This window comes from Aeromonas sp. 2MA4, from assembly GCF_029237305.1.
Classification (GTDB): Bacteria; Pseudomonadota; Gammaproteobacteria; order Enterobacterales; family Aeromonadaceae; genus Aeromonas; species Aeromonas salmonicida.
In genome coordinates, this window is sequence record NZ_JAACFY010000003.1 from 18,124 (window position 1) to 35,871 (window position 17,748).

At 58.9% G+C, this 17,748-nt stretch carries 16 protein-coding genes and 1 tRNA gene; 9 read left to right on the forward strand and 8 right to left on the reverse strand.

What is annotated here, in order from left to right; all coding sequences use genetic code 11:
• Positions 1-247 precede the first annotated feature (247 nt).
• The 4 genes from GWQ31_RS04155 to GWQ31_RS04170 form a co-directional block, all read right to left on the reverse strand.
• Positions 248-787 (reverse strand): hydrolase, encoded by a 540-nt coding sequence (locus GWQ31_RS04155; RefSeq protein WP_275908110.1) that lies wholly within the window; start codon positions 785-787, stop codon positions 248-250.
• A gap of 19 nt (positions 788-806) precedes the next feature.
• Positions 807-1,175 (reverse strand): hypothetical protein, encoded by a 369-nt coding sequence (locus GWQ31_RS04160; protein ID WP_275908712.1) that lies wholly within the window; start codon positions 1,173-1,175, stop codon positions 807-809.
• A gap of 486 nt (positions 1,176-1,661) precedes the next feature.
• The gene (locus tag GWQ31_RS04165; protein ID WP_271774707.1) at positions 1,662-2,252 is read right to left on the reverse strand and encodes a HEPN domain-containing protein; all 591 of its coding nucleotides are present in this window, start codon (positions 2,250-2,252) and stop codon (positions 1,662-1,664) included.
• A 75-nt stretch (positions 2,253-2,327) separates the two neighbouring features.
• Entirely contained in the window at positions 2,328-2,690 is a 363-nt protein-coding gene (locus GWQ31_RS04170) for a VOC family protein (RefSeq protein ID WP_271774708.1), read from the reverse strand.
• 444 nt (positions 2,691-3,134) lie between these two features.
• Between GWQ31_RS04170 and GWQ31_RS04175 the strand changes: the two genes are divergently transcribed.
• Entirely contained in the window at positions 3,135-3,965 is an 831-nt protein-coding gene (locus GWQ31_RS04175) for a MetQ/NlpA family ABC transporter substrate-binding protein (protein ID WP_059112171.1), read from the forward strand.
• 84 nt (positions 3,966-4,049) lie between these two features.
• Here GWQ31_RS04175 and GWQ31_RS04180 read toward each other — a convergent pair whose 3' ends face one another.
• A complete protein-coding gene (locus tag GWQ31_RS04180; RefSeq protein WP_017412529.1) occupies positions 4,050-4,772 on the reverse strand; it encodes a phosphatase PAP2 family protein in 723 nt (240 codons plus the stop codon).
• 373 nt (positions 4,773-5,145) lie between these two features.
• Here GWQ31_RS04180 and GWQ31_RS04185 point away from each other — a divergent pair, with 373 nt between their 5' ends.
• The 7 genes from GWQ31_RS04185 (at position 5,146) to dedD (ending at position 14,068) form a co-directional block, all read left to right on the forward strand.
• Positions 5,146-6,270 (forward strand): 4-phosphoerythronate dehydrogenase, encoded by a 1,125-nt coding sequence (locus GWQ31_RS04185; RefSeq protein WP_275908713.1) that lies wholly within the window; start codon positions 5,146-5,148, stop codon positions 6,268-6,270.
• A 167-nt stretch (positions 6,271-6,437) separates the two neighbouring features.
• Positions 6,438-7,454, forward strand: coding sequence for an aspartate-semialdehyde dehydrogenase (locus tag GWQ31_RS04190; RefSeq protein ID WP_275908113.1), 1,017 nt, complete (start codon positions 6,438-6,440; stop codon positions 7,452-7,454).
• A 278-nt stretch (positions 7,455-7,732) separates the two neighbouring features.
• Positions 7,733-9,874 (forward strand): FimV/HubP family polar landmark protein, encoded by a 2,142-nt coding sequence (locus GWQ31_RS04195; RefSeq protein WP_275908714.1) that lies wholly within the window; start codon positions 7,733-7,735, stop codon positions 9,872-9,874.
• Positions 9,875-10,040: 166 nt separating this feature from the next.
• Positions 10,041-10,850 carry a tRNA pseudouridine(38-40) synthase TruA gene (truA, locus tag GWQ31_RS04200; RefSeq protein ID WP_275908715.1) on the forward strand — a complete coding sequence of 270 codons (810 nt, stop codon included), beginning with the start codon at positions 10,041-10,043 and terminating at the stop codon, positions 10,848-10,850.
• 119 nt (positions 10,851-10,969) lie between these two features.
• A complete protein-coding gene (gene accD / locus GWQ31_RS04205) occupies positions 10,970-11,833 on the forward strand; it encodes an acetyl-CoA carboxylase, carboxyltransferase subunit beta (RefSeq protein ID WP_275908716.1) in 864 nt (287 codons plus the stop codon).
• A 2-nt stretch (positions 11,834-11,835) separates the two neighbouring features.
• Entirely contained in the window at positions 11,836-13,095 is a 1,260-nt protein-coding gene (folC, locus tag GWQ31_RS04210; RefSeq protein WP_275908717.1) for a bifunctional tetrahydrofolate synthase/dihydrofolate synthase, read from the forward strand.
• Positions 13,096-13,297: 202 nt separating this feature from the next.
• The gene (dedD, locus tag GWQ31_RS04215) at positions 13,298-14,068 is read left to right on the forward strand and encodes a cell division protein DedD (RefSeq protein ID WP_275908718.1); all 771 of its coding nucleotides are present in this window, start codon (positions 13,298-13,300) and stop codon (positions 14,066-14,068) included.
• A 58-nt stretch (positions 14,069-14,126) separates the two neighbouring features.
• On the opposite strand, the gene GWQ31_RS04220 is transcribed toward dedD, so the two are convergent.
• The 3 genes from GWQ31_RS04220 to GWQ31_RS04230 form a co-directional block, all read right to left on the reverse strand.
• Positions 14,127-14,468 (reverse strand): TusE/DsrC/DsvC family sulfur relay protein, encoded by a 342-nt coding sequence (locus tag GWQ31_RS04220; RefSeq protein WP_275908719.1) that lies wholly within the window; start codon positions 14,466-14,468, stop codon positions 14,127-14,129.
• Positions 14,469-14,494: 26 nt separating this feature from the next.
• Entirely contained in the window at positions 14,495-16,648 is a 2,154-nt protein-coding gene (gene yccS / locus GWQ31_RS04225) for a YccS family putative transporter (RefSeq protein ID WP_265453111.1), read from the reverse strand.
• A gap of 164 nt (positions 16,649-16,812) precedes the next feature.
• Positions 16,813-17,469, reverse strand: a complete 657-nt coding sequence (locus GWQ31_RS04230) for a Bax inhibitor-1/YccA family protein (RefSeq protein WP_159166169.1) — start codon at positions 17,467-17,469, stop codon at positions 16,813-16,815.
• Between the two features lie 185 nt (positions 17,470-17,654).
• Between GWQ31_RS04230 and GWQ31_RS04235 the strand changes: the two genes are divergently transcribed.
• Positions 17,655-17,742, forward strand: a tRNA-Ser gene (locus GWQ31_RS04235).
• Positions 17,743-17,748: the final 6 nt, after the last annotated feature.

A 17,748-nucleotide genomic window follows, 5' to 3' on the forward strand; every position in this document is an offset into this window, starting at 1 on the left:
CAGTTGATGGTTGTTGATATTTATCTTTATAGATCAACGTGTTATTAATCCATCATTCACCCTGGCTGCGGTCGTGCCGAGGCTGCCGCTTTGAGTAGGCCCTGATCTGATATGGCTCATCCCCAAGCTGGCGTTATGTGGCAGGCAAGCCTGCCATACCGACAGCGGGTTTTGTGCTCAAGTGACAATAAAAACGGCGCCAGTGGCGCCGCGTTTGTGTGAGGTGCTGACCGAGAGTGGTCAGCCGCTATTTGATCAAGGCCAGGATCGGGCGAAACGCCGGATGGCGGCAATCCCCCAGTAGCTCATAGAGGCACATTTCCACCGAGGTGAGCCGCGCGCCGCGGGTGGCCAGCTGAGTGATGGCCAAGTCGCGGTTGGCGGCGCTGCGGGACGACACCGCATCCACCACCAGGGAGACATCGGCGCCGCTGCCGAGCAGCCCCAGCACAGTTTGGTAGACGCAGATATGAGCCTCTATGCCGCACACCAGCCAGTGACGTCTGCCGGTCCGGGCGAGGGCGGCTGCCACTGCCGGCTCCCCCAGCGCGCCGAAGCTGAATTTGGTCAGCACGGGGGCACCGCTCTGCAGCGGCTGCAACTCGGGCACCGTTGGCCCCAGCTTGTCCGGATTCTGTTCCAGCCAGACAACCGGCAAGCCCAGCGCCTGGGCCCCTTGTACCAGCCTTGCGCTATTGGCAATCAGGGCTGGGCTTTCCTCGACGAGCCGTGCCAGCTTGCCCTGAATATCGACGACCAGCAGGCCTGTGGTAGAGGCGGTCAGCATGATGGCTCCTTGGATCAGGTCAGAGTGTGGCGCCCAGTGGACGGATGACAGATGTACGCGACTGGTTCCACAAATAGATGAGGGTCAGCGCGATGGCGGTACCGATCGGCAAGGCGAACAGATGCAGCGCAATAAAGCACCAGAAGACAACCTTGAAGCCCTTCACCGGCTCTGTGAGCCCGCGATAAGCTACATAGTTGAATGCCATGACAAACAACCCAATGGCCAGTGCGAGGCCGATGCTGACCCCCTGTGAGGGGGCTGATCCGGCCGGGTGCAGCGGGCTGACCATGACTACCGACCATGCAACAAACCCTATCAGGGCCAAAGAAAAAAGCGTCGAAGCGATGAAGATGCCTTTGGCGATCAGCTGTTGTTTGGGGCTCATGAATACTCCTTGAATAGGGTGTGGTCTTGCTCCCTGCTCGTGATTTAGCGCGCCTTCCATGTTGTTCGCTATTGACATGGTGACGTATAAAATATGAGGCATGGCACCCTGTCGATGAGGCTTATAAAACTACCGGCAATGCCAGCATCAGTCAAAAATAAAGTAATTCAAATTGTAAATTCAGTAACAGCCAGAAAAATTCTAGAACGCCGGTTGAAGTACTCAATCTCGACCTGTTAGCCAGAGAATAATCAGCGTGTTACATCAACCAAAGCGACGGTTAAATGCCTCCTTGCTAACTTTTCTCTCCATCTGAGAGTTGCATTTTGGACAAAGCGTTTGCTTCTTTCCATCGATTGTCCATTTATAATATGTCTTCTTTATAGACTGTCCACACATACTGCAAGATGATGGCTTTCCAAAAAAAATACCTATCACGGCAAAAATAATTATTGCAACCAACCATTCCATTCGTATATTCCTCAATCAAGTTGAAAGCTGGTTATGACGTTCAAAAACAGTTGTGTGGTGCAGATCAATCTTTTCATTGATATAACAGTCGGTAGACTTGACCAGATCTCTGATAAATCTGATCACTTTTTCTAGTTCATCACGCTTTATAAGATGAGGAGCCGGTACGCCAGTGCTGATTGGCTTTGAACGATGTGCTGCATCACCGCGTTTTTTAATCCATTGATTGAGTGTTGAGCGGGCTTTCTCTGGTTCGTAGTTCGGCCAGCGCCACCCCTCGGTCACATCAAAGCCAAGATAATCCATGAATATTTTTTTCGTTTTATCTGAGCTTGGATTATGAAAGGATTTTAAATCTGTATGCAATTTCTTCAGGATGAAGTCCCCCAGGTAACTACCCTGCACTATGGCTAGTTTTTTATGCATTTCCTCAACCAATCTATCTTCCACATAAGTTTCCCAAGCGGTGAGCGCCATTACCAGTCCGGCTCTTTTTAAAACTTCACTGCTGGGTGGTGGTGGGTTGGCGTTAATACTATCAAAATGAGCTAGCAGCTCTTCAGCATCTTTAATTGAATATTCGAATCCTTGAATCGCTTTTGACATATTCCTTGTCCCTGTTTGTAACGTTAGTTTCTTGTTCAGGCATTTAGGACTGCTCAACATCGACATGTATCATCATTAAATATATGCCACTGCCTCTACATTGTTTCCATCAGGATCAAGCAAGAATGCGGCGTAATAATCAGGAGCATAGTGAGCACGAAGGCCGGGTTGTCCGTTGCAGCGAAAGCCTGCTTGGATACCCGCCAGGTGAAAAGCATCGACTTGTGCCTGAGTCGTGGCGCTGAAGGCAAGATGGCAGTGTGTATGTCGCTCGCCCCTTTCGATCAAAAAGCTCACCTTGTCACGGCCGAACAGGCCAAAACCGGCAGCAGCGTCATCTGCCCACTTGAGTTCCACATGCAGTGGATGGAGTACGGTTTGGTAGAAGCGCTTGCAGTCGTCAAAATGCACTGTCTTGATTTCAACGTGATCGATCACGGCCACTCCTCGACTGATTGAATAAGACTATCTCCTGCTATGCGAGCTATCAGGGCTCTGTTGCCAAGATAGACGCTACCGCCCCTGAATGACGCTGCCAGTGAGCGCCTTCTTCAGCAAGGTGAGCCTGACAAAGGGCTCTGGCCACCCAGACCCGACTGATGATCACAATAAGCCAGTTGAGGCCGGTTCGGGGAGGGGGCAAAAGCAATACTGTGTGGTTTATCAAAGATTTTCTGCATCAAGGCCAGCAATGCATGAAGTGTGGGTTTGGCTGTTGCCTGGTTAAGCTTGCCTTTTTTGTCGCTTGGCGACGGGAAGACGCTCTGTTATGGTTGCATGCATTAGCCGTTTGGATGGCTAGATGGTTATGGCGAGAAGCCCATTGTGGTCGTCGCCGTCATCCTGCCACCTTTTGATGATTATTTTGACAGGGAGTCCCTTATGCAGCGTCGTTCCTTTTTTACCCTCTCAGCGCTGGCACTGCTGGCCAGCAGCCTGCCGTTTTCCGTTCTTGCCGCCGATCCGGTCAAAAAAGAGATAGTGATTGGCACGACAGTCGGGGACTTTGCCGACATGGTGACCGACTCCATCAAGCCGCAGCTGGAGGCCAAGGGCTACAAGGTCAAACTGGTGGAGTTCACCGATTACGTGACCCCCAATATTGCGCTGGCCGATGGCTCGCTCGATGTGAACTGCTTCCAGCACAAACCCTATCTGGAGAGTTTTTCAAAAGACAGGGGCCTGTCACTGGCTCCCATCACCCAGGTGCCGACCGGTCCCATGGGTCTCTACGCTGGCAAGCTGGGCGAGCTGAAGGCGTTGAAAGAGGGGAGCACGGTCGCCATCCCCAACGACCCGACCAATCAGGCGCGTGCTCTGCTGATGCTGCAGGATCTGGGTTGGCTCACCCTCAAGGAGGGGATCAACCCGCTCAAGGCAAGCGAGTTTGATGTGGCGAAAAATCCGCACAATATCAAGCTGATCCAGCTGGAAGCTGCGCAACTGCCGCGTTCGCGGGAGGATGTGGACTTCTCCGTCATCAACGGCAACTTCGCCGCCTCCAGCGGCATTGCGTTCAGCGAGGGTCTGTTCCTCGAGCGCAGCTACAACTTCATCAACTGGGTGGTAGTGAAAAGCGCCGATGCCGATCAGCCATTTGCCAAGGATGTGGCGGCGGCCTACAACTCCCCCGAGTTCAAGGCCTATGCCGCCAAGCGCTTCGTGGGTTACAAGTATCCCGAGGGCTGGCAGGGGCAGAGTGCCAGCAACTGAGCATGGCTATCGGTATGTGACGTTATCGCACCAACAAAAACGGGCACCAGAAGGTGCCCGTTTTTGTTGGCATGGTCACAGACGTCAGTAGCGGCGCAGCCACCAGCGGGCGGCAAACAGGGCGGTCAGGCTGCCGAGCAGGGCGCTCGCCAGCACGTCCATCGGCCAGTGCATGCCGATCAGCATGCGCGACAGGCCTATGCCCAGTGCCCACAGTGGCAGCAGCCAGACCCCTGAAGGGGCGCGGGCCAGCCAGATCAGGCCGAAGAACTGGGCGAGACTCATGGCGGCGATACTGTGGCCGGAGGGAAAGGCATAGTTCACTTCTGCCTGCCAGTGGTCAGTGAGCCATTCGGGCAGTGCCAGCAAGAGGCTCGCCGCATGCACCTGTTCGCTGCGTACCTCGACACTGCCTGAGTAGAACTGCTGGATGGCGGGGATCAGACTCTGGCCCTCCAGCCAGAGCAAATAAGGGCGCGGCTCCTGGGTCAGGTGCTTGATGATGCTTTTGATGGCCCAGTCGCCAGCGAGCATGGCAAACAGGGCGCAGACCAGTGCCAGCATGGCGGGCAGGCTCAGCGTCAGCTTGTGTCGGGTCAGCAGCAAGAGGGCGGCAATGCTGATGGCAATGCCGGGCACATCCACCATGCGGGTGAGGGCGTAGGGCCACCACAACCAGCCCGATTGCAGGGCCTGGCTCATAAAGGGTTGCCAGGGCAGGCAGGCCAGCAACAGCAGCGGCAGGATCAGGGCGGCGCTGAAACCAAGCACCTGACGGCGCGGCAGCGAAGAGGCATGAGTCGGCATAACAAGGCTCGTAACAGGTGCGCGTTAAACGGGCAGGAAAAAAGAGGCGTCATTGTGCCAGCCTCGGCGGGTCGGTCAAGTCTCGCTGGTCTGGCTGTAACATGGGCTTACAAATGAGTGTCACCCGGGCCGACATGGCAATACGGGCGTGGGGTCACCATCATCATCTGCGCATCTTGGCGGTTTGCCCAGGCACTGTGGTGCGATGGTGGTGAAAGGGAGTCGGCGAACAGGCATCTGAACATCTGGCCGGTTTGGGCTGGCCGGGTGGTGTGATTGTGCTGAAAGGTCATGGGCGAATAAGCATCTGAAAGTTCTGCTGGTTTGGGCTAGAATGGCGCGCCTGTGGCCGGTTGCGAAGTGAGAGAGCCCGATGAAGATCGTCGTTGATGAAAATATGCCCCACGCCCTTGAGCTGTTTGCCGAATTTGGCGAGGTGATCCCCTTGCCAGGACGGCAGATGCAGGCGGCGGACCTGCAAGATGCCGACGTGCTGCTGGTGCGCTCCGTGACCCGGGTCGATGCCGAGCTCCTCGCCACCAGCCCGCGGCTCAGATTCGTCGGCACCGCCACCATAGGTACCGATCACGTCGACAAGGCGCTGCTGGCGGCGCGCAACATCACCTTCTTCAGCGCGCCCGGCTGCAACAAGTATTCGGTCGGCGATTATGTGCTCTCTGCCCTGCTGGTGCTGGCCGAGCGTCATGAGCTCAACTTGCGCGAGATGAGCCTCGCTGTCATAGGGGCGGGCAATACCGGTGAATGCGTGGCGTGCAAGGCCGAGGCCCTCGGCATGCGGGTGCTGCGCTGCGATCCGCCGCGCGCCCGGGCCGCCGCGCAGGCGGGGGCGTTTGTCGACTACCAGACGGCACTCGGTGCCGACATCGTCAGTTTCCACGTGCCCATCACCCGCGAGGGGCCGGATGCTACTTTCCACCTGCTGGATGAGCAGGTGATCGCCGCGCGCCCTGCCGGGCAGATCCTCGTCAACGCCTCCCGTGGCGAGGTGTGGGACAACCAGGCGCTGCTCGCTCGCCAGCAAGGGCTTGAGCCCCTGCGGCTGGTGATGGATGTGTGGGAAGGGGAGCCAGAGCCCCTGCGTGCCCTGGTGCCCCATACCGAGATAGCGACCCCTCACATCGCAGGCTACAGCCTGGAGGGCAAGGCGCGCGGCACCTGGATGCTCTATCAGGCGCTTTGTCAGCAGTCGGGCCGTGCGGCGCGCCAGGATCTGCAATCCTTGCTGCCAGCCCCCGAGGTGTGCGCACTGACTCCGGGTCAACCGGCGGATCAGGCACTTATCAAACAGCTGGTGCACCTTATTTATGATGTGCGCCGCGACGATGCCCGTTTTCGCAACCGGATTGAGCTGCCCGGCAGTTTCGATGAACAGCGCAAGCACTATCCGGAGCGGCGCGAGCTATCCTCTTTGCACGTCAATGGCCCCTTCGCCAGCGATACCCTGGCCCGGCTCGGTTTCACCGTCCAACCCGGCTAAACCAGATTCAACAGATCCAAACGGCTGGGGTAAGCGGCTTCGACGCCAGCCCTGCCCGTCTCTGGCTTGGTGTCATGCCGAGCCCTCTATCAGGCAGGTTCGCCTGCCAACGGTGATGCCAGCGTGCGTTGCCGGCACTATTTGCAATACCACAGGAGAGAACATCAGTGAGTCAGCAATTCAACGTAGCGGTATTGGGCGCCAGCGGCGCCGTGGGTCAGGCCATGATTGAAATTCTGGAGGAGCGCGCCTTCCCGGTCGGTACCCTCTATCCGCTGGCATCCAGCCGCAGCGCCGGTGATACGGTGCGCTTTTGTGGCAAGAATCTTGAAATCAAGGATGTGGAAGAGTTTGACTGGAGTCAGGTGCAGATTGCGCTCTTCTCCGCCGGTGCCGAGGTTTCTGCCAAATGGGCGCCGATCGCCGCCGAGCACGGCTGCATCGTCATCGACAACACCTCCTGCTTCCGTTACGACGAAGATATCCCCTTGGTGATCCCGGAAGTCAATCCGGGCGCGTTGGCGGATTTTCGCAATCGCAACATCATCGCCAACCCGAACTGCTCCACCATCCAGATGCTGGTTGCGCTCAAGCCCTTGCACGACGAGGTCGGGATCGCCCGCATCAACGTGGCGACCTACCAGTCCGTCTCCGGCTCTGGCAAGGAAGGGGTAAGCGAGCTGGCCGGCCAGACCGCGCAGCTGCTCAACGGTCGTCCGGTGGAGCCGACCCTCTACCCGCAGCAGATCGCCTTCAATCTCATTCCGCAGATCGACAGCTTCACCGACAACGGCTACACCCGTGAAGAGATGAAGATGGTGTGGGAAACCCAGAAGATCCTGGGGGATGCCAGCATAGCCGTGAACCCCACCTGCGTGCGGGTGCCCGTCTTCTATGGTCATGCCGAAGCGGTGCACGTCGAGCTGCATCAACCGCTCGATGCGGATCAGGTCAAGGAGCTGCTGCGCAATGCCCCGGGCGTGACCCTGTTCGATGACGAAACGGACTATCCGACCCCGGTGCGTGACGCCACCGGCAAGGATGAGGTGCTGGTTGGCCGTGTCCGTCAGGATATTTCTCACCCCAGCGGTATCAATATGTGGATCGTGGCCGATAACGTTCGTAAGGGCGCCGCGACCAACAGTGTGCAGATTGCCGAACTGCTGGTGCGCGATTACCTCTGATCTGCGGATCTGCCGGCCCGGTGGGGGACAAGTTCCATCGGGCCTGTCCCTTGCCACCCGCGTGCGGTGTGGGTGTGACCGGGGCCGCACTCTATGGCCCCGAGAATTTTTCGTGATATCAACTGATTAAGTTTTTTCCTACACTCAGGAACAAGTTGGGTGCTAAATGTGTCGGACTGCTGGCTTGCAACCTGAGCCTGATTTATATTGAACCGACTGTTTTGGGGTAACTATCCAGATTTTTCAATGTGATAGGGCCGTCATACGAAGGAACGAATATGGGACATTCCCGCATAACATTGGCAATGCTACTCGCATTGGGTCTGCTGGGCACCGCTCAGGCTGAAGATCCGGCGCGGGAGCCTTTTTTTGTTGAGCTCAAAGGCCCGGATGAACCGGCTCCGCCTGCCGTCAATTCCCAGCCGTTGGCACAACCAGTCGCCGCTCCCCGCGCCACGTCCCAGCCCAGCCGTCCCACTGCCCAGCCGATTGTGCGGCAGGTCGCGAGCAATGCCGGCAGTTATGGCCCTGTCCGTCCTACTGATACCCTCTGGAGCCTGGCGAGCAAACATCGCCCCTCCAATCGCGTCAGCGTCTACCAGACCATGGTGGCGATTTACGAGAAAAACCCCCGCAGCTTCGCCGATGGCAACATCAACCACATACTGGTGGGATCCCGCATTCTGCTGCCTACCGCCGCGGAAGCGAGTGTCATCACCGATGCCCAGGCCCGCCAGCGTTTCAATAGCGACAACGCCAGCTGGAAAGGGCTGAGCCCGAAATATCTGGCCAGCAAGCAAACTCAGCCAGCCAAACCGGCCGCGCCCAAGGTTGCTGCCACGCCCGCCAAGGCACCCGTACCCAAAGCGGCGCCCATTCCTGCGCCGGCACCCAAGGTGGCTGCGCCTCAACCTGCAACCGAAGTGAAAGAGATTGCCAAGGTTGCCGAGCCGGTACCAAGCCAGGCACCCGCTACCAGCGCCCCTGCACCGCTGCCTGCTGATCTTGGCAAGCCGGTCGGCCAGCCCTCTACCGAAATGGCACTGGCGCTGGAAGATGCCAATGCCCAGCTCGGTCAGGTCACTGAGATGAACCACAGGCTCAAGCTGCGGTTGCAATCCCTGACCGAAGAGGTGGAAACCCTCAAGGCCCAGTTGCTGGAGCAGACAGCGCTGCAAAAAGAAATTGCCGAGCTCAAGACCAAACCTGTTCCGCCGGTCGCGGCGACGCCTGAACCCAAGCAGCACTGGCTGATGGATTTGCTCTCCTCACCGCTCAACCTCGCCATGATCATACTGCTGCCTGTGTTGCTGGTGTTGGCGCTGGTGACGCTCTGGCTGCGTGCCCGTGCCCGCCGCGAGCTGGAAGAGCAGGAGAAGAGCCTCTCCGAATCGACCTCCATGGTGATGGATCAGGAACACAGCGAGTTTGATGATCTGTTCAGCGCCGATATCACCGATGATGAGCCGGTTCGCCCCATGCCGGATCTCAACACCCCGGATGGTTACATGGCGGTGGAAGAGCCGGCGGCCCCTGCTGACATAGTGTTCAGCGATGACGGCGAGATGGAGCTGGCCGGTTTTGAGGCGGAACCTGCACCCAAAGCGGCCGGTCGTGATCCGGATCTGGTGCCAGACCTGGATCTGGCCGACGATGAAGCCATTGCACTCGATGTTGAGCCGGACCTTGATCTTGCCAACGAGTTCAACCCGCCCGCCAAGGCTGGCAATGAGGTCATGAGTGAAGAGGAACTGCAGGCGGCGCTGTTTGCCGAGCTGGATGCCGACCTGACCGCCGATCTGGATCTGGATGCCGACGATGATGGCCAGCCGGATGCCGAAGCCCCCATCAGTGACGAAGAACTTGCCGCTTTTGATTTGAGCGACTTTGAGAGCGCTTTTGCCGAGGCTGAAGCTGACCAGGAAAGTGCGAAACAGAGCGCCGCCGATACCAGCGCCGACGAGATGCTGGCGGAGCTGGGCCTGGCGCCGACCGAGGCGGTGGAACAGGATCTCGCGTTGGATCCCAACGAGCTGGCACTCTCCGATTTTGAGGATGCCTTCGCCGAGGTGGAATCCCATGAGGGCGATGTAAAACCCCGTGAACAGGCCAACGAGAGTGGTTATGTCGAGATCGACAAGCTGCTGGCCGAAGCCGATGCCACCACCACGGAGCAGGAACCCTATCAGGGCTTCTCGCTGGATGTGGGACTGGACGGCTTCCCCGAGGTGCTGCCGGAGTCCACAGGCTTTGACGTGGATGCCGACGACGGCGGTGTGGGTGCCAAGCTGGATCTGGCCCGGGCCTACCTCGAGATCGACGACAAAGACAGTGCTCGCGAACTGTTGCAAGAGGCGGCAGAGCAGGGAAGTGATCACCAGCGTGCCGAGGCGGAGAAGTTGCTCAAGCGCCTGGGATAACCGCCCCTCTGGCGTTAGGACCTTGAGAAGGGCAGCCTGCGGGCTGCCCTTCTCTATTGGGGACTGTGCGCGCGGGCTTGCGGTTTTTGGGACTTTTCACCCCGAGCGCGTATAATCCGCCCCGTTTCTTTCATCGCCTCTTTTCACCATAAGACAAGTGTTACCCATGCGAATCGCCCTAGGTATTGAATATGACGGCAGCCGGTATTTCGGCTGGCAGCGTCAGCGAGAAGTGATCAGCGTGCAGGCTGAGCTGGAGAAAGCCCTCAGCCGGATCGCCAACCACCCGGTTTCCATTCAGTGCGCAGGTCGCACCGATGCCGGTGTGCATGCCACCGGTCAGGTGATCCATTTCGATACCCACGCCATCCGCAGCGAATCGGCCTGGACCCTGGGACTCAACTCCAATCTGCCGCCGGATATCGCCGTGCGTTGGGTCAAGGAGGTGGACGAGACGTTCCACGCCCGTTTCAGCGCCACCGCCCGTCGCTACCGTTATGTCATCTACAACCACAACTACCGCCCTGCCATTCTTGGCAGCGGTGTCAGTCATTATCACGAGACCATAGATGCAGGGTTGATGCACCAGGCGGGTCAATGCCTGCTGGGGGAGCAGGACTTTACCTCGTTTCGGGCCATAGGTTGCCAGTCCAAGACACCGTGGCGCAATGTGACGCACCTGTGCGTCAGCCGCTCCGGCCCCTACATCGTGCTCGACATCAAGGCCAACGCCTTCTTGCACCATATGGTGCGCAACATCACAGGTTCCCTGCTGCTGGTGGGGCAGGGGTTAAAGCCGGTGGCGTGGATTGCCGAGCTGCTGGCCGCCAAGGATCGCAACCAGGCCGGGCCGACCGCCAAGGCCGGTGGACTCTATCTGGTTGACGTGGATTACCCGGCAGAACTGGCGTTGCCACAGCTGCCGCTCGGCCCGCTCTGGCTGCCGGACTCGGCACCGGGTACGACCAGTTTTTAGTAACTGGCCCCGAAAATTTGTGGTTTAATGATCCGTCATTTATTGCCATCGAGCTATTAAGTCATTGAACAATCTAGGCTCGATGCGTTTTGTCAGGCACAAAAGCATTAAGGAATTCCATGAGCTGGCTTGAGAAGATCCTTCCCAAGAGCAAGATAACTACACCTCGTCGTCACAACATTCCGGAAGGGGTGTGGACCAAGTGCAGTGCTTGTGAACAGGTGCTCTACCGGGCAGAGTTGGAGCGCAACCTCGAAGTGTGCCCCAAGTGTGATCATCATATGCGCATCAGCGCCCGTGCCCGTCTCGAGAGTTTTCTCGATGAGCAGGGCCGTACCGAAGTCGGTGCCGAGCTGGAGCCGCAGGATATCTTGAAATTCAAGGATTCCAAGCGCTACAAGGATCGTTTGTCCGCCGCTCAGAAAGCGACGGGAGAGAAAGATGCGCTGGTGGTGATGAAGGGGACCCTCAAGGGGGTACCGGTCGTCGCCTGTTCATTCGAGTTCTCCTTCATCGGTGGCTCCATGTCCTCCGTGGTCGGTGCCCGTTTCGTACGCGCCGTCGAGGAGTGCATCAAGGAAGGTCGCGGTCTGGTCTGCTTCTCCGCGTCAGGCGGTGCTCGCATGCAGGAAGCGCTCTTCTCCCTGATGCAGATGGCCAAGACCAGTGCTGCGCTGGACAGGCTCACCAAGGCGGGCCTGCCCTATATCTCTGTGCTGACCGACCCTACCATGGGTGGTGTCTCTGCCAGTCTGGCCATGCTGGGTGATATCAATGTGGGCGAGCCCAAGGCGCTGATCGGCTTTGCTGGTCCCCGCGTCATCGAGCAGACAGTGCGCGAGAAGCTGCCGGAAGGCTTCCAGCGCTCCGAGTTTCTGCTGGAGAAGGGCGCCATCGATCTCATCATAGATCGCCGCGAGATGCGTAACCGTTTGGCCAGCCTGTTCGCCAAAATGCTGAATACTCACGTCATCGAAGAGTGAAGATGAGTTCAAACATGCAACAATCCCAAAGCCGGTCGCTGGTCGACTGGCTTTCTTATTTGGAGCAGATCCACCCCGTCAACATCGACATGGGGCTGGATCGGGTCGGTGCTGTCGCCCGGCGTATGGGGCTTACCCAGCTACCGTTCAAGGTGATTACAGTGGCGGGCACCAACGGCAAGGGCTCCAGCTGCGCCATGGCGGCCAGCATTCTGATGGCGGCGGGCTACAAGGTCGGTGTCTACTCCTCTCCCCATCTGCTGCGCTTTACCGAGCGGGTACGCATCAATGGACAAGAGCTGGCCGACGACTATCATCGCGCTGCCTTTGCCGAGGTGGAAGCTGCTCGGGGCGAGATAGCGCTCACCTTCTTCGAGTTTGCCACCCTGGCGGGCCTCTGGCTCTTTCGCCGCGCCGCGCCGGATGTGCTGCTGCTGGAAGTGGGGCTGGGTGGTCGGCTCGACGCCACCAATGTGGTGGAGTCCGATGTGGCCATGATCACCTCCATTGCGCTTGATCACTGCGACTGGCTGGGGGATACCCGCGAAGCGGTGGCAGTGGAGAAGGCCGGAGTGTATCGCGCCGGCAAACCCGCCATCAGCGGTGAACCCAAGCCTCCTGCCACTATCGCCAGCGAGGCGCAGTGCATAGGTGCCTGCCTGCGTCAGGTCGGTGTCGACTTCTCTGGCAAAGAGCATGAGACCAGCTGGGATTACCTGGGTCTGCACCAGTGGCGGGATCTGCCCAAACCAGCACTGCCGCTGATGAACGCTGTAACCGTGCTGGCGGCGCTGGAATCCCTCGGCTTGCCGCTACCTGAGTCTGCAATCCGTGACGGGCTGGCCAATGCCCGGCTGGCGGGGCGGATGCAGCGGCTGCAAAGCGAGCCTCTGGTCATCGTCGATGTGGCCCACAATCCCCATTCGGCGGCCTACCTTGCCAGCCAGTTGCGCCAGATCCCCTGCAAGGGCAAGCGCTGCGCCGTGGTCGGCATGCTCAAAGACAAGGACATGGCGGGTTCGCTCGCCGAGCTTGATGGTCTGATCGACGCATGGTTTCTGGCCAGTCTCACCGGTCCGCGCGCCGCTACCGCCGAGCAGCTCGCCGCTGCCCTGGGGGAGGGCAAGGGACAGGCTCAGCGCTTTGATGATGTCAGCGCCGCCTATCAGGCTGCGTTGGCCGCATCGAGTCCTGATGATATGGTCATTGTGTTTGGTTCGTTTTACACTGTCGCCGACATTCTGGCGGGCACTGCGTCCTGATCGGCACAGGGCCGGTTGAACGGCACGGCTTCAGGCTGGTTTTGCCGGGCCAAATCTTCTTCGGCGCGCCATCGGCCAAGCAACATGGGTATAGGCGTTGACTTGGCTTCGAAGTCTCAACACAGAGTGGCTTGAAGGGACCGTCCATCATTGATGTCTGCAAAATTGCAATTAATTCTAAGTAACATGGGTGGGGATTAACTTGGCTTCGAAGTTTCAAAACAGATTGGTAGGCACCGTCATCCTGGTGGCCCTGGTTGTCATTTTTCTGCCGGATCTGATGGATGGCAACAAGCTGGAGCAAAAAGACGAGGCGTTTGCCAAGATCCCGCTGCGTCCCGAGCTTGAACCCGCCAAGCCGGTATTGCAGGTCTCGGCCGCCAGTACCTTGCCGGCGGAACACCTGGCCAGCCAGCAGCAGGCCTCTGCCGCCGAGCAGTGGCAGGTCGAAGAGGTCTCGGATCCCGTGACGCTCGCCACCAACAAGAACCCATCGGCGGCGCAGGCACAGCAGCCAGCTACCAAGCCCGTTGCTCAGCCAGTGGTCAAGCCCAAGCCCGAAGTGATCGCCAAGAAGCCGGTGGAGCCACCCAAGCCAAAGCCGGTAGCTCCCAAACCGGTGGAAGTGAAAAAGCCGGTGGAAACCAAGCCACAGGTAGGCCAGATCAAGTCGATGGATGACCTCATCGCGAGCAAGATGGCGCCGCAGTCACAGGCGCCTGCCGCCTCGTCGCAGGGCAGCTGGATCTTGCAGCTTGGCGCCTTCAAGAACGTGGACAGCGTCAATGCGCTGGTGAGCAAGTTGCGGGCGGCGGGCTATTCGGCCCAGACTTCGCCGCGTACGCCGGTGCAGGGTCAGCTCAACCGGGTCTTCATCGGGCCGGATGTTTCCAAGGCCAAGCTGCAGGGAATGCAGGGCCGGATTGGTCAGATGACAGGACTCAGTGGATCCGTTGTGGCCTATAAACCCTGATAGTTCAACGAGATAAAAAAATACCGCGCTTCATTTCACAGATGGGCGCGGTATTTTTTTAGATGCATTTCACCGGTTTTGGCAGGCCGCCTATCTTGGTAGCCTGTTTGGCTGGCCCCTCAGGAAACAGCTTGTAGAGGTAGCGGCTGTTGCCTTTTTCCGGGCCGTACTGTTTTTCCATCGCCTTGACCAGAGCACGGATGGCAGGGGAGGTGTTGAACTCCAGATAGAAAGCTCGCACGAAACGCACCACCTCCCAGTGAGGCTCTTCCATCACTATGCTTTCCTGCTCGGCCAGCACCTGTGCCAGCTCCTCGCTCCAGTCACTGCTGTTCAGCAGATAGCCCTTGGCATCGGTTTCGATGGTTTGTCCGTTGAATTCCAGCTGATGCTCAGCCATAAGAGGGCTCCTCGCAAATAGGGCTATCAGGATTGGGCGGGCATGGTAGCGCCTTGGCCCCCGGTGAGCAACCGGCTCTCGTTGGCCAGGGTGAGCAACTCGTCCGCCAGCTGGCTGATCAGGGTGAGCTGCTGGGTCAGCATCAGCTGCTCCTCGCTGCTGTCCGGCGTGATGACGGGGCACTGTCCTTCGATCTGTGCAGGTATCTCGCCCGCCAGATGGCCTGCGGCCCGCTCCAGGGTGTGGCTCAGGTGGCGGCTGATCTCGTCGAGTTCGCCGATGGCCTCCAGCTTGTCGCGATGGGCACCCAGCGCCGAGATGTAGGAGAGCAGGGCGTGGTTGCGCCAGGTGAGGGTGAAGCAGAGATCGAGGAAGCGGCGGCGCTTTTGCGGCTCCACCAGCATGCTCTGCCAGGCCATGGCCAGCTCGCTATCGGCCAGATGGGCGCTCTTGCGGGCTACCCGGTAGTCGATGGATTCATCCCTTTGCTGTTGCAGGCTGGCGAGCACGGCCGCCAGGTAGCGGGCGTTGGCTGACAGGGAGTTGGCGATAAGCGTCGGCAGCCGTTTGTACTGCCAGTCCGGCCAGAGCCAGGCCACCAGGGCGTAGGAGAGCAGGCAGCCGAGGAAGGTGTCGAGCAGGCGCGGCCCCAGAATGGCAAAGCCGATGCCGTCCAGCAGGTTGAAGGCCATCAGTACATAGAGGGTGATGAAGCAGACGGCGGCGCTGTAGTTGCTGCGTACCTGGGTGAAGAACAGGAAGGCGGCGAGCCCCATTACCACCAGTTGAACATGCAATTCGGGGAACAGCCAGAGCACGGGGACGCCCACCAGCAGGCCGGCGAAGGTACCGAGCATCCGCTGTACCAGCCGGCGGCGGGTGGCGCTGTAGCTGGGTTGGCAGACAAACAGCACCGTCAGCAGGATCCAGTAACCCTTATCAAGGCTGAAGGTCTGCAAGATGCCGTAACCTACCACCAACCCAAGCGACAGGCGCAGGGCATGGCGAAACACCATGGAGTCGGGGCTGAGGTGCTGCTTGAGCTGAGCCAGCAATGGAAGGCGAACAGGGCGTGCCAGGGCCGGCAGGCTTGCCTGTGCCTGGGTCGGGTTTTGCAGCTCCTCTGCACTGCCCAGCAGCTGGTTGATGCTGGCCAGATTGCGGCGCAGGAACTTCATCGGCGTCAGCAATGTCTTGGGGTAGTGCTGCTTGAGGTGGGTGAACTCCAGCTGATCGCCGAGAGCCTCCAGGGTCCAGTGGATGCGCTTGTTGTGGGCGTAGGGCTTGTGCACCAGGATGGCGTAACCGAGCCGCTGGCACGCCTCGGAGAGCTGCAAAAATACCTCCTGAAACCCGTCAAGGACGATACCCTGCTTGAGCTCGGCTTCCAGCCTGCTGTAGGGATAGTGGCTGGAGGTGGCACGTTCCTGGATTTCCAGCGCCAGCAGGTAGAGGCGCAGCAGGCTGGCAAGCTCGGGCGCCGCCTGATGGCGGGTGCTGAGGCGGGCGTTGAGCGCCGATTTGGTCAGGGTCAGCGCATTGACCAGATTAATGTTGAGCTGGGCCAGATTGTGGCGAATGGCCTGGGCGCCATGCTCGTCGGCCGGGAAAAAGCGAGATTTTTCGAGCAGATAGCGGCCGAGGGCAAAGTAACTCTGTGCCAGCTGCTCATGCAGTGTCTTGTAGGGCAGCAGCCAGAGCCAAATGAGGGAGACCAGACCATACCAGAGTGCACCGGCGCACAATGCGAGCGGCTGGTAGAAGAGATCCGGCGCCTTGGCAGCCCCCAGCATGGTGTAGATGGCGATAAGCAGGGAGCCGAAGCTGATGGTGGCGTAGCGCTGACCGAGCGCCCCCACCATCACGAAGAGAAAGGTCGACCCCGCCAGCCCGATGGCAAACAGCCAGGGGGTTGGGAAGAGGTACTGCACACACAGGGAGGCAAACAGGAAGCAGAGCAGCGTCATGGCGAGGTTCTTGACCCGGCCCCACAGGCTGTCGTCGGTTTCGGCGATGGCACCGGCCACCACCCCGAGGGAGAGCAGCACTGTGAGCTGGATATCACCGGTCGCCAGGGTGAAGGCGAGCAGCCCCACCATGGCCAGCAAGACCTTGAGGGCGAAGTAGATGTGACTGTCAGTCAGCAGTCGGCGCAGCAGGCCAGAGAAATCCATCGGCATGAGACAAGAGCAACCCTTGAATGAAACGAGAACGGGATACTAACCCGCCAAGCGCGAAGCGGCCCTGATTTGGATCAGGGCCGCTTAGCTTCATATCCTTGATTTACAACTTATCCTGACAGAAACAGGCACCAATAAAAACCCCGCCGAAGCGGGGTCTTTCATTAGTTGCGGTTGCCGCCGAGCAGGCTCAGCAGGCTCAGGAAGATGTTGTAGATGGAGACATACAGGGTCACGGTGGCAGAGATGTAGTTGGTCTCGCCGCCACGGATGATCTGCTGGGTGGTCAGCAATATGGCGCCGGAGGAGAACAACATGAACATGGCGGACAGGGCCAGGCTCAGGGCGCTCATCTGCAGGAAGATGTTGGCGACCATGGCCACCAGCAGCACCCAGAAACCGACGAACAGCATGCCACCGATAAAGGAGAGGTCACGCTTGGTGGTCAGGGCATAAGCGGACAGACCGAAGAAGGTCAAGGCTGTGCCGCCGAGCGCCGTCATCACTATCTCGCCACCACCATTGTTCATGTACATGTTGATGATGGGGCCCAGGCTGTAGCCGAGCAGGCCGGTCAGGGCGAAGGTGAACACCAGGCCCATGCCATTGTCCTGGTTCTTCTGGGTCAGGAACATCAGGCCATACACACCGATGAGGAACACGGCCCAGTGCAGGGGCGGCATGTTCATCACGGTGGCGACCCCGGCCACAACGGCAGAGAAGCCAAGAGTGAGGGAGAGCAGCATATAGGTGTTGCGCAGCACCTTGTTGGTATCACGCGCGGCACTCTGGGTGCCGGTATAGATAGAACGGGTATCCATCTTGGGTGTCCTCTTGATTTCCGGGTTGAGGCGGTACATTCCGCTTCGTTATCGCATTGTATGCACTCAATGTTGGGATGACGAGCGCTGATTTCAAGCGCCACCTCAGCCTGTTCCCCCCTACTATCCCAGAACAAATATGTATTGCATATGAACATGGGCTTGACGTAGTATGCACGCCGTTCGGAGGGGTGGCAGAGCGGCTGAATGCACCGGTCTTGAAAACCGGCGATGGGCGACCATCCGTGGGTTCAAATCCCACCTCCTCCGCCATCTTCA

Bases quoted from the DNA above. Each gene is read 5' to 3' on its own strand.
- GWQ31_RS04155 (WP_275908110.1), bottom strand. From the start codon at position 787: ATGCTGACCGCCTCTACCACAGGCCTGCTGGTCGTCGATATTCAGGGC.
- GWQ31_RS04160 (WP_275908712.1), bottom strand. From the start codon at position 1,175: ATGAGCCCCAAACAACAGCTGATCGCCAAAGGCATCTTCATCGCTTCG.
- GWQ31_RS04165 (WP_271774707.1), bottom strand. From the start codon at position 2,252: ATGTCAAAAGCGATTCAAGGATTCGAATATTCAATTAAAGATGCTGAA.
- GWQ31_RS04175 (WP_059112171.1), top strand. From the start codon at position 3,135: ATGCAGCGTCGTTCCTTTTTTACCCTCTCAGCGCTGGCACTGCTGGCC.
- GWQ31_RS04180 (WP_017412529.1), bottom strand. From the start codon at position 4,772: ATGCCGACTCATGCCTCTTCGCTGCCGCGCCGTCAGGTGCTTGGTTTC.
- GWQ31_RS04185 (WP_275908713.1), top strand. From the start codon at position 5,146: ATGAAGATCGTCGTTGATGAAAATATGCCCCACGCCCTTGAGCTGTTT.
- GWQ31_RS04195 (WP_275908714.1), top strand. From the start codon at position 7,733: ATGGGACATTCCCGCATAACATTGGCAATGCTACTCGCATTGGGTCTG.
- truA (WP_275908715.1), top strand. From the start codon at position 10,041: ATGCGAATCGCCCTAGGTATTGAATATGACGGCAGCCGGTATTTCGGC.
- accD (WP_275908716.1), top strand. From the start codon at position 10,970: ATGAGCTGGCTTGAGAAGATCCTTCCCAAGAGCAAGATAACTACACCT.
- folC (WP_275908717.1), top strand. From the start codon at position 11,836: ATGAGTTCAAACATGCAACAATCCCAAAGCCGGTCGCTGGTCGACTGG.
- GWQ31_RS04220 (WP_275908719.1), bottom strand. From the start codon at position 14,468: ATGGCTGAGCATCAGCTGGAATTCAACGGACAAACCATCGAAACCGAT.
- yccS (WP_265453111.1), bottom strand. From the start codon at position 16,648: ATGCCGATGGATTTCTCTGGCCTGCTGCGCCGACTGCTGACTGACAGT.
- GWQ31_RS04230 (WP_159166169.1), bottom strand. From the start codon at position 17,469: ATGGATACCCGTTCTATCTATACCGGCACCCAGAGTGCCGCGCGTGAT.